Consider the following 13,131-nt stretch of genomic DNA (forward strand, 5'->3'; position numbering starts at 1 on the left):
TCGGCTCGGAGCTCAAGGGGGGTTCAAGGGGGACTCATGGGCCCGGCGCCGGGGCTCGGGGCAACCGCCGCGCGCGCGTGCGCCGTTGACGCGCCCCGGTCCTGTGGGCATGCAATGGCATCAGGCAGTACGCCGGTACGCCTTCGAGGAGGAGACCATGGCCGAGTCCCCTACGCGCGAATCCGTTCCCGAGCAGTCCGTCTGTCTGCTGAAGTCCTGCGGCTGCGGCCCCGGCTGCAGCTGTGGCTGCCAGTCGGGTGGCAGCTGCCAGTGCGGTGGTGGTTGCGGCTGACGACCGCGAGCCGGCAGATGGCTGTGCCCCGCGCGAAGCGATCGCGCGGGGCACAGCCATCCGCGGAAGGCGGCGAAGACCCGGGGGGCCGGAGACCCGGAGGTCTACGAACCTTCCACCTGCGCCGGCCCCGTCGCCTGTATCTCGTCCGCGTGTTCGCCCGTGACCAGGTACACGACCCGCTTCGCCACCGACACCGCGTGGTCCGCGAAGCGCTCGTAGTAGCGGCCGAGGAGTGTCACGTCGACGGCCGTCTCGATGCCGTGCTTCCAGCGGTCGTCCATCAGGTGCTGGAACAGCGTGCGGTGCAGCTGGTCCATCTCGTCGTCGTCCTGCTCCAGCTGGAGCGCCAGGTCGACGTCCTTGGTGATGATGACCTCCGCCGCCTTCGCCATCAGGCGCTGCGCGAGCTGGCCCATCTCCAGGATCGTGGCGTGCAGGTCCCGCGGCACCGCAGAGTCGGGGAAGCGGAGCCGCGCCAGCTTCGCGACGTGCTGGGCGAGGTCGCCCGAGCGCTCCAGGTCGGCGCTCATGCGCAGCGAGGTGACCACGATGCGCAGATCCGTGGCGACCGGCTGCTGGCGCGCCAGCAGGGCTATCGCGCGCGCCTCCAGGTCGTGCTGCAGATCGTCGACCTTCTGGTCGGCCGCGATCACGCTCTCGGCCATCTTCAGGTCGGCGTCGAGCATGGCCGTCGTGGCGCGCCCGATCGCGGACCCGACGAGGCGGGCCATCTCGACGAGGCTGTCGCCGATCGAGTCAAGTTCCTCGTGGTACGCGTCCCGCATGTGGCTGTCCCTCTCTAGTACGTGCCAGGGGGCTGGCCCCTACGCTCCCACGGTGCGGGCCGGACGCGTCCGTTTCCGGCACCCCAAATGAATCACCACCGTCATCAAGGTGAACTGTGGGCGACGACGGACGGCGAACCCGACCCGCGCCGCCCCGGCCCGCTCGGAGTAAGTGAACCGGTGCAGTCCCCATGGTGAACTCTGAGCGACGACTGTTCGAGCCGACACCCGTACGGCTGTGACCGGCGCTTACTCGGCGCATAACCTGGACGCATGGACGTGAACGCGGCGGTCGCCGCAGCGGCAGCGATCGCCGGGGTGTGCACCGGTGTCATCGCCATGCTGGCGTTCCGATGGAGCGAGCGCGACCAGAAACGCCCCACCCGGACCTCCCTGCACACCGATCCCGTACTGCCACCCGGCGTGGACACGGTGCTCTCCGTGCTCCGCTCCTCCGCCGTCGTCCTCGACGAGGCCGACAGCGTGGTCAAGGCCAGCTCGGCGGCGTACGCACTCGGACTCGTACGCGGCGGGAAGCTCGCCGTCGAGCCCATGCTGCAGATGGCCCGCGACACCCGCCGCGACGGCGAGATACGCCAGGTCGAGCTGGACCTGCCCCGGCGCGGCACCGGCCGCGGCGAGGCGCTTGCCGTCTCCGCGCGCGTGGCGCCGCTCGGTTCCCGCCTCGTCCTGCTCCTCGTGGAGGACCTCACCGAGGCCCGCCGCATCGAGGCCGTACGACGCGACTTCGTCGCGAACGTGAGCCATGAGCTGAAGACCCCGGTGGGGGCTCTTTCGCTGCTCTCCGAAGCCGTGATGGACGCTTCCGACGACCCCGAGGCCGTCGAGCGCTTCGCCGGCCGCATGCAGATCGAGGCGACCCGGCTGACCAACCTCGTGCAGGAACTCATCGACCTCTCCCGGGTCCAGAACGACGACCCCCTGGAGGACGCCGAACCCGTCCGTGTCGACGAACTGGTGGCGGAGGCGATCGACCGCAGCCGCCACCAGGCCTCCCACAAGCAGATCACCATGGCCGCGGGCGGCACGGCGGAGCTCCAGATCTGGGGCAACCGCGGCCAGCTCGCGGCGGCCCTCGGCAACCTCGTCGAGAACGCCGTGAACTACAGTCCGGCCCGCACCCGCGTGGGCATAGCCGCCCGCCGGGTCACCGCACCCGGCGGGGACCTCATCGAGGTCGCGGTCACCGACCAGGGCATCGGCATCTCCGACAAGGACAAGGAACGCATCTTCGAGCGCTTCTACCGCGTCGACCCGGCCCGCTCCCGGGCCACCGGCGGCACCGGCCTCGGCCTCGCCATCGTCAAACACGTGGCCGCCTCGCACGGCGGGGAGGTCACCGTATGGAGCTCCGAGGGTCAGGGCTCCACCTTCACCCTGCGGCTGCCCGAGGCGGCCGCACACCGCGACCGCGGATCCGGTCGTGGCGGCGGACTCGACACGGAGACCGCCCCAGCCGACGCGAGCCCCGCGGCCGCCGCGACCACCACGTACGAACCCATTCCTGCCCCGGAGGTCCTTCCGTGACCCGAGTGCTCGTCGTCGAGGACGAGGAATCCTTCAGCGACGCCCTGTCCTACATGCTCCGTAAGGAGGGCTTCGAAGTCGCCATCGCGGCAACCGGCCCGGACGGACTCGACGAATTCGAGCGCAACGGCGCCGACCTCGTCCTGCTCGACCTGATGCTGCCCGGCCTGCCCGGCACCGAGGTCTGCCGCCAGCTGCGCAGCCGCTCCAACGTCCCGGTGATCATGGTCACCGCCAAGGACAGCGAGATCGACAAGGTCGTCGGCCTGGAGATAGGAGCCGATGACTACGTCACCAAGCCCTTCTCCTCGCGCGAACTGGTCGCCCGCATCCGCGCGGTGCTCCGCCGCCGCGGCGAGCCCGAGGAGGTCGCCCCGCAGGCCCTGGAGGCCGGCCCGGTGCGGATGGACGTCGACCGCCACGTGGTCACGGTCTCCGGCTCCAAGGTCGACCTGCCCCTGAAGGAGTTCGACCTCCTGGAGATGCTGCTGCGCAACGCGGGCCGCGTCCTGACCCGTATGCAGCTCATCGACCGCGTCTGGGGCGCCGACTACGTGGGCGACACGAAGACGCTGGACGTCCACGTGAAGCGCCTGCGCGCCAAGATCGAGCCGGACCCGGGGGCGCCCAGGTACCTGGTCACGGTGCGGGGTCTCGGATACAAGTTCGAGCCGTAAACGGCACGGCGAGTACGCGGAAGGGCGGGGCCCCGAGGGGGTCCCGCCCTTCCTGTCGTGCGTGTCGTGCGTGTCGTGCGTACGACGTGTGTACGTCGATCAGTGCTGGGTGCCCGCGCCCGCGTCGGCACCCGCCTCGGCGCCCGCGTCCGCGCCGTGCGAGGCGGACCCCGACGGGTCCGTGCTCGCGCCGTCCGAGGGCTTGCCGGACGGGTCGGTGGAGGCGCCCGTCGACGCGCCCGTGGCGGGCTCGCCCGACTGGCCCGGCTTGGCGGGCTTCGACGGCTTGCCGCCCGGAGCCTGCGGCAGGGCGCTCGGGCCCCACTTGCTGAAGTAGCTCTCGGCGGGCACGACGAACGCTTCCATCTTCACGTCGCCGGTGGCGCTGAAGGAGAACGTGATCGGCTGCGCGTTGCCGTTCTTGATGGCGTCGCCGCCGCCGGACAGGACCGCCGAGGCGTTGTCCTTGCCGCCGATGACGAGGGAGCCGCCGGCCGGGATGGTCAGCGGGCCGTTCGGCTTGGAGTCCTTGTCGTCCTTGCCGCGCGTCAGCTTGGCCTTCTTGTCGGCGCCTTCGACCGTGATGGCTTCCAGGTTCTGGGGCTTGTCGCCGGCGTTGAAGATCGTCGCGGAGATCGCGGCCGGGCCCGTGGACTTCTGGTCGGGCTGCGTGATGACCATGGCGTTCTGGATCTTGATGTCGCCGACGGAGGTCGCGGCGTTGTCCGGCTTGACCTCCATCGTCTGTGCGTTGTTGCCCGCCGCGCACGCGGAGAGCGAGGCGAGCGAGAACGCGATGGCGGTGGCGGCGAGGGCGCCGCGTCGAAGGCTGCGGCTCACGGCGGCGGCAACTCCTTGAACGTGGGCGGTACAGGACGGGGCGGGCGGCCGTAAAGCCGTCCTACGGGCGGCCGTAAAGCTGCCCTAAGGGTGTGTCAGCGCGCTTAGGTTACCGAGCCGTTCCCACGCCACCGCACCCGACCCGCCCCTTAGCCCACCCGACGCTCACCCGACCCGCCTCCGGGAGTCACGAGCCCCGCCTCCGGGAGTCGCGAGCCCCGCCGGACCGTCCTCCGCCCCAGCCGCCTCATTGCTCCCGCACGCCCCTTTCGTAAAAGCGTCACCAAGAGGCTCCGGTGTCACGCTCCGCGGATTTCCGGTAAGGAATGCGGAGGGGGCCGGAGAATTGATCATCTGCCGGATGACCGATGAGCTGCCCGATCATGTTCGGCTTGATCAATTCGGAATCGTCTCGGAGTGTGTCGAGCACATCCTTCTGTGTCGAGCACATCCTTCCGGCCTCCGAACGGAGTATCGGAAGTTCACCGCTTGGAACCGCGCAAACCGGGACGTTCGGCCGCTCCGGGCGCCCTCCGGGGGCGCGTAACGGGTGCGTTTCCCGCTCCCCGAAGAGCCGCTCCGACCTGCGAATACCCCGTTCCGGCGCCCCTCCGCAGCACGTTCCTGTTGCTGTTGTCAAGCCCCGAGATATGCCCTGACCTGCGAAAACGCCATTCAGAAGAGGCGATTCTCGTGTTAGGATGGATAGCCACGGAAGGGGTACCTGTCACATGACGTTCAAGGTTGGCGACACCGTGGTCTATCCCCATCACGGGGCCGCGCTGATCGAGGCCATCGAAACTCGCCAGATCAAAGGCGTGGACAAGACCTACTTGGTGCTGAAGGTCGCCCAGGGCGACCTGACGGTGCGTGTGCCAGCGGACAATGCGGAGTTCGTCGGCGTGCGTGATGTGGTCGGGCAGGACGGCCTCGACCGGGTCTTCGAAGTACTGCGCGCGCCGTACGCCGAAGAGCCCACGAACTGGTCGCGCCGCTACAAGGCAAATCTCGAGAAGCTCGCCTCCGGCGATGTCATCAAGGTCGCGGAAGTCGTGCGTGACCTGTGGCGTCGGGAGCGCGAGCGTGGACTGTCGGCCGGCGAGAAGCGCATGCTCGCCAAGGCCCGCCAGATCCTGGTGAGCGAGCTCGCCCTCGCGGAGAACACGAACGAGGACAAGGCCGAGGCCCTGCTTGACGAGGTCCTCGCGTCCTGACGCGGACAGTCCGAGGCACCCGCCTCGGCAGTCTCGCGTCGACCAGGCGCAGCAATGCCGCGGTGCCCGCTGACCCTTACTGGAGTCGCCGGGCGCTGCGGCATGTTCGTACCCACATATTCTTCGCACCCTGGCACATGTGAGAGCGGCCCCCGGGGAGCCGTGTTGGCGTGCTGGACTCGGCAGCTGGCTCGACCAGATGTCACGGAAGGGTCCGGTCAAGATGCCACCCCGGCACGGTGAGGCCATACCCACGTCGGCCGAGCACACAAACCTGAACGGAACCGATGTCTAGCGAATCCCGTACCGCGGTGGTCATTCCCGCGGCTGGGCGGGGCGTGCGCCTCGGCCCTGGCGCCCCCAAAGCGCTTCGCGCGCTGAACGGCACCCCGATGCTCATCCACGCCGTGCGCGCCATGGCGGAATCCCGTGCCGTCTCCCTCGTCGTCGTGGTGGCACCGCCGGACGGCGCCCCCGAGGTCAAGACGCTCCTCGACGACCACGCGCTGCCCGAGCGGACCGACTTCCTCGTCGTGCCCGGCGGCGAGAGCCGCCAGGAGTCCGTGCGCGCCGGGCTCGACGCGCTGCCGGACGGCTTCGACATCGTGCTCGTGCACGACGCGGCCCGCCCGCTGGTGCCCGTCGACACGGTCGACGGCGTCATCGAGGCCGTACGCGACGGGGCGCCCGCGGTCGTCCCCGCGCTGCCCCTGGCCGACACCGTCAAGCAGGTCGAGCCCGCGGCGACGCCCGGGCAGCCCGAGCCCGTCGTGGCGACGCCCGAGCGGGCCAGGCTGCGCGCCGTGCAGACGCCGCAGGGCTTCGACCGCGCCACGCTCGTACGCGCCCACGAGACCGTCACCGACAACGTGACGGACGACGCCAGCATGGTCGAGCAGCTCGGCCTGCCCGTCGTCGTGGTGCCCGGCCACGAGGAGGCGTTCAAGGTGACGCGCCCCCTCGACCTCGTGCTCGCCGAAGCCGTCCTCGCCCGCAGGAGGGCCAACGATGGCTTCTGAGCCGCCCGCGCCGGTGCTTCCCCTGGTCGGCATCGGCACCGACATCCACGCCTTCGAAGAGGGCCGTGAGCTGTGGTGCGCGGGCCTGAAGTGGGACGACGAGGGACCCGGACTCGCCGGGCACTCCGACGCCGACGTCGTCGCCCACGCCGCCTGCAACGCGCTGTTCTCCGCGGCGGGCCTCGGCGACCTCGGCGCCCACTTCGGCACCGGACGCCCCGAGTGGTCCGGCGCCTCCGGCCTGACGCTGCTCACCGAGGCCGCCCGCATCGTCCGGGACGCGGGCTTCACCATCGGCAATGTCGCCGTCCAGGTCATCGGGCCCCGCCCGAAGATCGGCAAGCGCAGGGACGAGGCGCAGAAGGTCCTCTCCGAAGCGGCCGGCGCCCCCGTCACGGTCTCCGGCGCCACCACCGACGGCCTCGGCTTCCCCGGCCGCGGCGACGGCCTCGCCGCGGTGGCCACCGCCTTGGTCGTACGGACGACGCCCTCACGCTGATTTCGGGTAAGCGTGGCTCCTACAAGGCAAGGCTCTCGCAGCCGGCTGTCCACGAAGGAGTGAAGCCATGTCCGCCGAACTGTCCGACCAGCTCAAAGCTCTCCTCGACGCCCCTTCCTTCATCATCGTCGCCACCATCCAGCCCGACGGCAGCCCCCAGCTGTCGCCGGTCTGGGTGAAGCGTGACGGTGACGACGTGCTGTTCTCCACGACTCTCGGCCGCCGCAAGGAGAAGAACCTGCGCCGCGACCCACGGGTGACGGTGCTGCTCCAGCCCTTCGACGCGCCGTACACGTACGCGGAGATCCGCGGCACCGCGGAGATGACGACGGAGGGCGGCCAGGAGCTGATCGACGAGCTGTCGGTGAAGTACACCGGAAAGAAGTACGCGGAGTTCAACCCGGCATCGAAGGACGACTCCCCACGAGTCGTCGTCCGGGTGACCGCGCGGAAGGTCGTCGGGCGGGTCTGAGGGCGTCGGGACGTCACAGTTCCGTGCACGGTGTCCAAGGGGGCGTGGGGCACTGTCCCACGCCCACTACCCTGGAGTCGTGACGATTCGCCTGTACGACACCAGCGCCCGGCAGATCCGTGACTTCAGCCCCCTCAATGACGGCTGCGTCTCGATCTACCTCTGTGGTGCCACGGTCCAGGCTGCACCGCACATCGGGCACATCCGGTCCGGCCTGAACTTCGACATCATGCGCCGCTGGTTCGCCTACCGCGGCTACGACGTGACGTTCGTCAGGAACGTGACCGACATCGACGACAAGATCATCAAGAAGTCGGCCGAGCAGGGCCGGCCCTGGTGGTCCATCGGGTACGAGAACGAGCGCGCGTTCAACAGCGGGTACGACGCGCTCGGCTGCCTGCCGCCCACCTACGAGCCGCGCGCCACCGGCCACATCACCGAGATGGTCGAGATGATGCGCGGGCTCATCGAGCGCGGGCACGCCTACGAGGCGGACGGCAACGTCTACTTCGACGTGCGGTCCTTCCCGGGGTACCTGGAGCTCTCCAACCAGGACCTGGACGAGCTGCGCCAGCCCTCGGGCGAGGGCGAGACCGGCAAGCGCGACCCGCGCGACTTCGCCATGTGGAAGGCCGCCAAGGAGGGGGAGCCCAGCTGGGAGACCCCCTGGGGGCGCGGCCGGCCCGGCTGGCACCTGGAGTGCTCGGCGATGGCCCACAAGTACCTGGGCACCGAGTTCGACATCCACGGCGGCGGGATCGACCTGATCTTCCCCCACCACGAGAACGAGATCGCGCAGGCCAAGGCCTTCGGTGACACCTTCGCGCGGTACTGGGTGCACAACGGCTGGGTCACCATGAGCGGCGAGAAGATGTCGAAGTCGCTCGGCAACTCGGTCCTCGTCAGCGAGATGGTCAAGCAGTGGCGCCCGATCGTCCTGCGCTACTACCTGGGCACCCCGCACTACCGCTCGATGATCGAGTACAGCCCGGAGGCCCTGCGCGAGGCCGAGTCCGCGTTCGCCCGCATCGAGGGCTTCGTGCAGCGCGTGGTGGAGAAGGCCGGCGGGGTCGTCGAGCCCGCCGCCCAGGTGCCGCCCGCCTTCGCCGACGCCATGGACGACGACATGGGCGTCCCGCAGGCGCTCGCCATCGTCCACACCACGGTCCGGCAGGGGAACAGCGCCCTCGCCGCCGACGACAAGGAAGCCGCCGTCGAGCGCCTCGCCGAGGTGCGGGCCATGCTCGGCGTCCTCGGCCTCGACCCGCTCGACCCGCACTGGGCCGGCGGGGAGCAGGACCGCGGCGACGACCTGCACGGCGTGGTCGACACCCTCGTCCGGCTCGTCCTCGACCAGCGCGAGGCCGCCCGCGGCCGCAAGGACTGGGGCACCGCCGACGCCATCCGCGACTCGCTCAACCAGTCGGGTCTGGTCATCGAGGACAGCCCCAGCGGTCCGCGCTGGACGCTCGGCCCGCGCTAGGGGCCCGCTGATGTGCCGCCCGGCCTTCCGGGCGGCACACTTCATAGACGTACACCTCTGCGCGTACGCACGTACGCGCACACGCATCACAACAGACAGGTAGGTCATGGCCGCTAACAACCGCCGCATGTCCGGCAAGAAGGGCGCGCAGGTCGGCAGCGGCGGCAATCGGCGCCGCGGCCTCGAGGGCAAGGGTCCGACGCCGCCCGCCGAGGCGCGCAAGGGGCACGTGAAGAACCGCATCGCCACCGCCAAGGCCAAGAAGGCCGTGGGCCGCCGCGGCACGCCCAAGGGGCGCGGCGGCAAGGGGACCTCCGAGATGGTGGTCGGCCGCAACCCCGTCTTCGAGGCGCTGCGCGACGGCGTGCCCGCCTCCACGCTCTACGTCCAGCAGTTCATCGACAACGACGAGCGGGTCCGCGAAGCGCTCCAGCTCGCGGCCGAGCGCGGCGGCATCCACCTCATGGAGGCCCCGCGCCCCGAGCTGGACCGCATGACGAACGGCCTCAACCACCAGGGCCTCGTCCTCCAGGTCCCGCCGTACGAGTACGCGCACCCGGAGGACCTCGTCGCCGCCGCGTTCGACGAGGGCCAGGACCCGCTGATCGTCGCGCTCGACGGCGTGACGGACCCGCGCAACCTCGGCGCGATCGTCCGCTCGGTGACCGCGTTCGGCGGCCACGGAGTCGTCGTGCCCGAGCGCCGGGCCGCCGGCATGACGGCCGGCGCGTGGAAGACCTCGGCCGGCACGGCCGCGCGCACGCCGGTCGCCCGCTGCACGAACCTGACGCGCGCCCTGGAGGCGTACAAGAAGGCGGGCGTCGCCATCGTCGGCCTCGCGGCGGACGGCGAGCACGAGATCGGTGACCTGGAGGCGCTCAGCGGCCCCGTCGTCATCGTGGTCGGCAGCGAGGGCAAGGGCCTCTCGCGGCTCGTCGGCGAGACGTGCGACTTCCGGGTGCGGATCCCGATGCCGGGTGGCGCGGAGTCCCTGAACGCCGGTGTGGCGGCCGGTGTCGTGCTGTACGAGGCCGCGCGGCGCCGCGCGTAGGAGTTCCCCGGCGTACAAATGTCCGGGCCGTGTGATCCCTTGACGGGGGTCTCTTGACGCGGTCCGGACATTTCCCCGTGGACAAAGCAGTGTCCTAAACACACATCACTCGGTTAGATGAGTGTGGACACCAGAACACCCCGCACTCCCACAGGGGGAAGCTCGTCAGGTTTCGACGATGCTCCCGCGCTGAGCATGGTGAAGGTGCCGAGCGACCCGGCGCAGGTCATCGTCAATCACGCGAGTTTCCGCGTGCAGCTTCCCGCCGCTGGGCGCACTCAATCCCCTCGTATCTCACGGCACTTGGGCACGCCCGACGAGACGGTGCGCATCCCCGCCGTCGGCGCGGCCGCCAAGCGCCGCGCGCCCGTCGTCTGGAGCGGGAAGTCCGACCCGGACGACACCGGCGCGATCAGACTGCTGCAGGCCGTGCGCGGCAGCGGCATGCTCCGTTCGGCCGAAGAGGCAGGGCCCTACGACGAGGGCGGCGCCACGCAGGTCATCCCGCGCGTCGGCATCGACGAAGGACCCGAGACCGTCGAGACGCCCGCCGTCATCGGGCCGCGCGTCCCCGAGTCCGGGACGCGGATGCTGCCGCGGACGCGGCCGTCCGGCAGTGACTACGACGAGCGGCTCGCCCAGCAGGACCGGTACGCCGACTACGCGGGCGATGCCGACGACGCCTATGACGACGCGTACGACGACGAGCGCGGCGAGGGCGAGGAGCGGGTCCGCAGACACGGCTCCGACCCCGTCCGGCACGCCTATTACCCCGGCCGCCGGATGAACCTCGGCGTCGTCCTGCTTCCGCTGCGCGTCTTCCTCGGCTTCATCTCCATCTACGCCGGCATGGGCAAGCTCTGCGACCCCGTCTACTTCGACGGCGGCGAGCGCGGCTCCATGGTCAAGTGGCTCAACTCGCTGCACCCCTGGGCGCTCGCCGAGCCGCTGCGCGACTTCGCCCTCCAGCACCCGGTGGGCGCCGGGCTCTGCATCGCCTTCCTCCAGGTCGTCGTCGGCGTTCTGACCGTGCTCGGGCTCTGGCAGCGGGTCGCCGCCTCGATCGGCGTGCTGCTCTCGGCGGCGCTCATCGTCACCGTCAGCTGGAAGACCGTTCCGGCGTACGACGCGCCCGACATCATCTACCTCGCCGCCTGGTCGCCGCTGATCATCGCGGGCGCACCCGTCTACTCCATCGACGGGCGGCTCGCGGGCGAGGCCTGGCGCACGCTCGGCCCGCGCGTCGACATCTGGGACCTGCGGCGGCGCGTGCTGCGGCGCGGCGGCCTGATCGGTGCCGTCGTGGTCGGTGTCACGCTGCTCATCGGGTCGATGCTGGGCGGCGCGGTGCGCGACGCGGACCGGGTCACCGTGCCGGGCCCCGGCGAGCCGCCGCGCAACGAACTGCCGGGCTCACCGCTGCCCCAGGACCCCGCGAAGAAGCGCAAGGAGCGCCAGTCGCAGTCCCCGTCCGCCTCGACGGGAACCCCGACGCGGGGCAGCTCCGCCACCCCCACGCAGGGCGCCACGGCGCCGGGCACGGCCACCCGGGAGACGGGCACGACCGGCTCCACGGGGGCGGGGCGGCCCAGTCAGCCGCAGGGCAGCAGCACGGCGGGGCAGGCCCCGCCGCAGCAGTCGGCGCCGCAGCAGCCGTCGGCCACGACCGCGGGGCCGTCGTCCAGCGGCGGTACCGGCGGCAGTTCGGGCGGTGCGGGTACCTCCGGCGGCGGCACGAGCGGTGGCGCCGAGGAGAGGCCCCGCGGCCTGCTGGGCGGCGTACTCGGCCGCTGAGCGAACCGGAGCTCCCCCTGCTCCTCTACGCCGAAGGGGCCCCGCACAGCGTGTGTGCGGGGCCCCTTCGCCGTACGGACGCTCAACGGCCCTGGGCGGCCAGTTCCTTGGCGGCCTCGGTGAGGTCCTTCGCGGTGTCGATGGCGCGCCAGTAGGCGCCCTGCGGCAGCGGGTAGCCCGCAAGGCGCTTCTCGCGGGCCAGACGCGGGAAGGTGGTGCGCTCGTGGTCGCCGAGGTCCGGCAGAAGCGCGGTGAAGGAGGCCGAGAAGACGTACACACCCGCGTTGATGAGGTACGGGGACGGCGGGGCCTCGATGAAGTCCGTGATGTGGCCGAACGCGTCCGTCTCGACGGCGCCCCACGGGATGCGGGGGCGGGCCAGGGCGAGGGTCGCGGTGGCGTCGCGCTCGGCGTGGAAGGCCGCCATCTCGCGCAGCGAGAAGCGGGTCCAGATGTCGCCGTTCGTCGCGTACCAGGGCTGGTCCGCGTGCGGCAGGTGCCGGGCGGCGTACTTGAGGCCGCCGCCCCGGCCCAGCGGCTCCTTCTCGACGACCGTGCTGACGTTCAGCGGGAGGTCGGCGGAGTCCAGCCACTCCTGGAGGACCTCCGCGAGGTGCCCGCAGGAGACGACGGCGTCCGTCACGCCCTCCTCGGCCAGCCAGGCAAGCTGATGGCCGATGATCGGGGTCCCCGTGCCGGGGATCTCGACCATCGGCTTGGGCCGGTCGTCGGTGTACGGGCGGAGCCTGGAGCCCTGGCCTCCGGCCAGGACGACAGCCTGCGTGGGCTTCAGCGTGGTCATGCTGGAAACCCTACGCGGCGCCGCGCGTCGGCCCGCTCAGCCGTTCTGGTGGGCGGCGGCCACGCCGGTCGCGAAGGAGGTGTCGCAGACGGGCCTCGCGTACGACTGGGCGCGGGTCGGGCCGTACACGCGCACGGCGGCGCGGCCGAGCGCGCGGGCGATCGCCGCGCAGTGCCGGGCGAGCGACGGGTGGCGGTTCACCTCCTGCTGGAGATGGGTGAGCGCGACGCCGGGGTTCTTCTCCTGGAGTTCCAGGAGGAGACGGTCGCGCAGGATGTCCTGCGGGGCGCGGGACTTGGCGGGCTTGGAGAGGTTGTCGGCGGATGCGGTGAGCATCGAGTCCGAGGAGTTCCCCGACCAGTTGACGCTGGTGACCGCGAGGGTCCCGGAAAGCACCAGCATCACGGGCAGGACGAGAGCGAGCGTGCGGCCGATGCGGCGGGCGGGGCCCCGGTGGGCTCGGCGCGGCTTCTGGGTGTAGTTGGCGGAGTGCGTCACGCGAGGAGCGTAGCGCTAGGTGATGATTTGGCGACATTTAGTCACCCGGTCGAGCGACAGGGAAGTGGGTTTCTCTGATGCGGTGTTGACGCCCTCAGGTGAAATGACCGATGTGCCGGGGTATTTGTCGACAACGAGAGGGTTTCCGGGGTTT

The 13,131-nt window shown here is 70.8% G+C and carries 13 protein-coding genes; 9 read left to right on the top strand and 4 right to left on the bottom strand.

What is annotated here, in order from left to right:
- Positions 1-396: 396 nt before the first annotated feature.
- Positions 397-1,080 (bottom strand): phosphate signaling complex protein PhoU, encoded by a 684-nt coding sequence (gene phoU, locus ACZ56E_RS22440; RefSeq protein ID WP_468086819.1) that lies wholly within the window; start codon positions 1,078-1,080, stop codon positions 397-399.
- Positions 1,081-1,353: 273 nt separating this feature from the next.
- Here phoU and phoR point away from each other — a divergent pair, with 273 nt between their 5' ends.
- Both phoR and phoP read left to right on the top strand, forming a co-directional pair.
- The gene (gene phoR, locus ACZ56E_RS22445) at positions 1,354-2,628 is read left to right on the top strand and encodes a two-component system sensor histidine kinase PhoR (RefSeq protein ID WP_468612440.1); all 1,275 of its coding nucleotides are present in this window, start codon (positions 1,354-1,356) and stop codon (positions 2,626-2,628) included.
- Positions 2,625-3,305 carry a two-component system response regulator PhoP gene (gene phoP, locus ACZ56E_RS22450; RefSeq protein WP_030362171.1) on the top strand — a complete coding sequence of 227 codons (681 nt, stop codon included), beginning with the start codon at positions 2,625-2,627 and terminating at the stop codon, positions 3,303-3,305. Before phoR ends, phoP begins: the two co-directional genes overlap by 4 nt.
- 99 nt (positions 3,306-3,404) lie before the next feature.
- On the opposite strand, the gene ACZ56E_RS22455 is transcribed toward phoP, so the two are convergent.
- Positions 3,405-4,145 carry a copper chaperone PCu(A)C domain-containing protein gene (locus ACZ56E_RS22455; protein ID WP_471216656.1) on the bottom strand — a complete coding sequence of 247 codons (741 nt, stop codon included), beginning with the start codon at positions 4,143-4,145 and terminating at the stop codon, positions 3,405-3,407.
- 731 nt (positions 4,146-4,876) lie between these two features.
- Here ACZ56E_RS22455 and ACZ56E_RS22460 point away from each other — a divergent pair.
- The 7 genes from ACZ56E_RS22460 to ACZ56E_RS22490 all read left to right on the top strand — a co-directional run bounded on the left by ACZ56E_RS22460 (position 4,877) and on the right by ACZ56E_RS22490 (position 11,677).
- Complete coding sequence (locus ACZ56E_RS22460; protein ID WP_003953493.1) at positions 4,877-5,359, top strand: CarD family transcriptional regulator; 483 nt, start codon at positions 4,877-4,879, stop codon at positions 5,357-5,359.
- 287 nt (positions 5,360-5,646) lie between these two features.
- Entirely contained in the window at positions 5,647-6,378 is a 732-nt protein-coding gene (gene ispD, locus ACZ56E_RS22465) for a 2-C-methyl-D-erythritol 4-phosphate cytidylyltransferase (protein WP_471216658.1), read from the top strand.
- Positions 6,368-6,877: a 2-C-methyl-D-erythritol 2,4-cyclodiphosphate synthase gene (gene ispF, locus ACZ56E_RS22470; protein WP_471216661.1), complete on the top strand. Its 510-nt coding sequence runs from the start codon at positions 6,368-6,370 to the stop codon at positions 6,875-6,877. Before ispD ends, ispF begins: the two co-directional genes overlap by 11 nt.
- Before the next feature lie 67 nt (positions 6,878-6,944).
- A complete protein-coding gene (locus ACZ56E_RS22475; RefSeq protein WP_471216664.1) occupies positions 6,945-7,349 on the top strand; it encodes a PPOX class F420-dependent oxidoreductase in 405 nt (134 codons plus the stop codon).
- A gap of 79 nt (positions 7,350-7,428) precedes the next feature.
- On the top strand, positions 7,429-8,832 hold the full coding sequence (gene cysS / locus ACZ56E_RS22480; protein WP_471216666.1) for a cysteine--tRNA ligase: 1,404 nt from the start codon (positions 7,429-7,431) through the stop codon (positions 8,830-8,832).
- Between the two features lie 106 nt (positions 8,833-8,938).
- Complete coding sequence (rlmB, locus tag ACZ56E_RS22485; RefSeq protein WP_468612430.1) at positions 8,939-9,883, top strand: 23S rRNA (guanosine(2251)-2'-O)-methyltransferase RlmB; 945 nt, start codon at positions 8,939-8,941, stop codon at positions 9,881-9,883.
- Between the two features lie 117 nt (positions 9,884-10,000).
- Positions 10,001-11,677: a DoxX family protein gene (locus ACZ56E_RS22490; RefSeq protein WP_468612428.1), complete on the top strand. Its 1,677-nt coding sequence runs from the start codon at positions 10,001-10,003 to the stop codon at positions 11,675-11,677.
- 82 nt (positions 11,678-11,759) lie between these two features.
- On the opposite strand, the gene ACZ56E_RS22495 is transcribed toward ACZ56E_RS22490, so the two are convergent.
- Together ACZ56E_RS22495 and ACZ56E_RS22500 are read right to left on the bottom strand one after the other, a co-directional pair.
- Entirely contained in the window at positions 11,760-12,479 is a 720-nt protein-coding gene (locus ACZ56E_RS22495; protein ID WP_468612427.1) for a nucleotidyltransferase family protein, read from the bottom strand.
- Positions 12,480-12,515: 36 nt separating this feature from the next.
- Positions 12,516-12,977, bottom strand: a complete 462-nt coding sequence (locus tag ACZ56E_RS22500; RefSeq protein ID WP_468612426.1) for a hypothetical protein — start codon at positions 12,975-12,977, stop codon at positions 12,516-12,518.
- Positions 12,978-13,131 lie beyond the last annotated feature (154 nt).

Source organism: Streptomyces sp. NPDC039480, assembly GCF_055597165.1.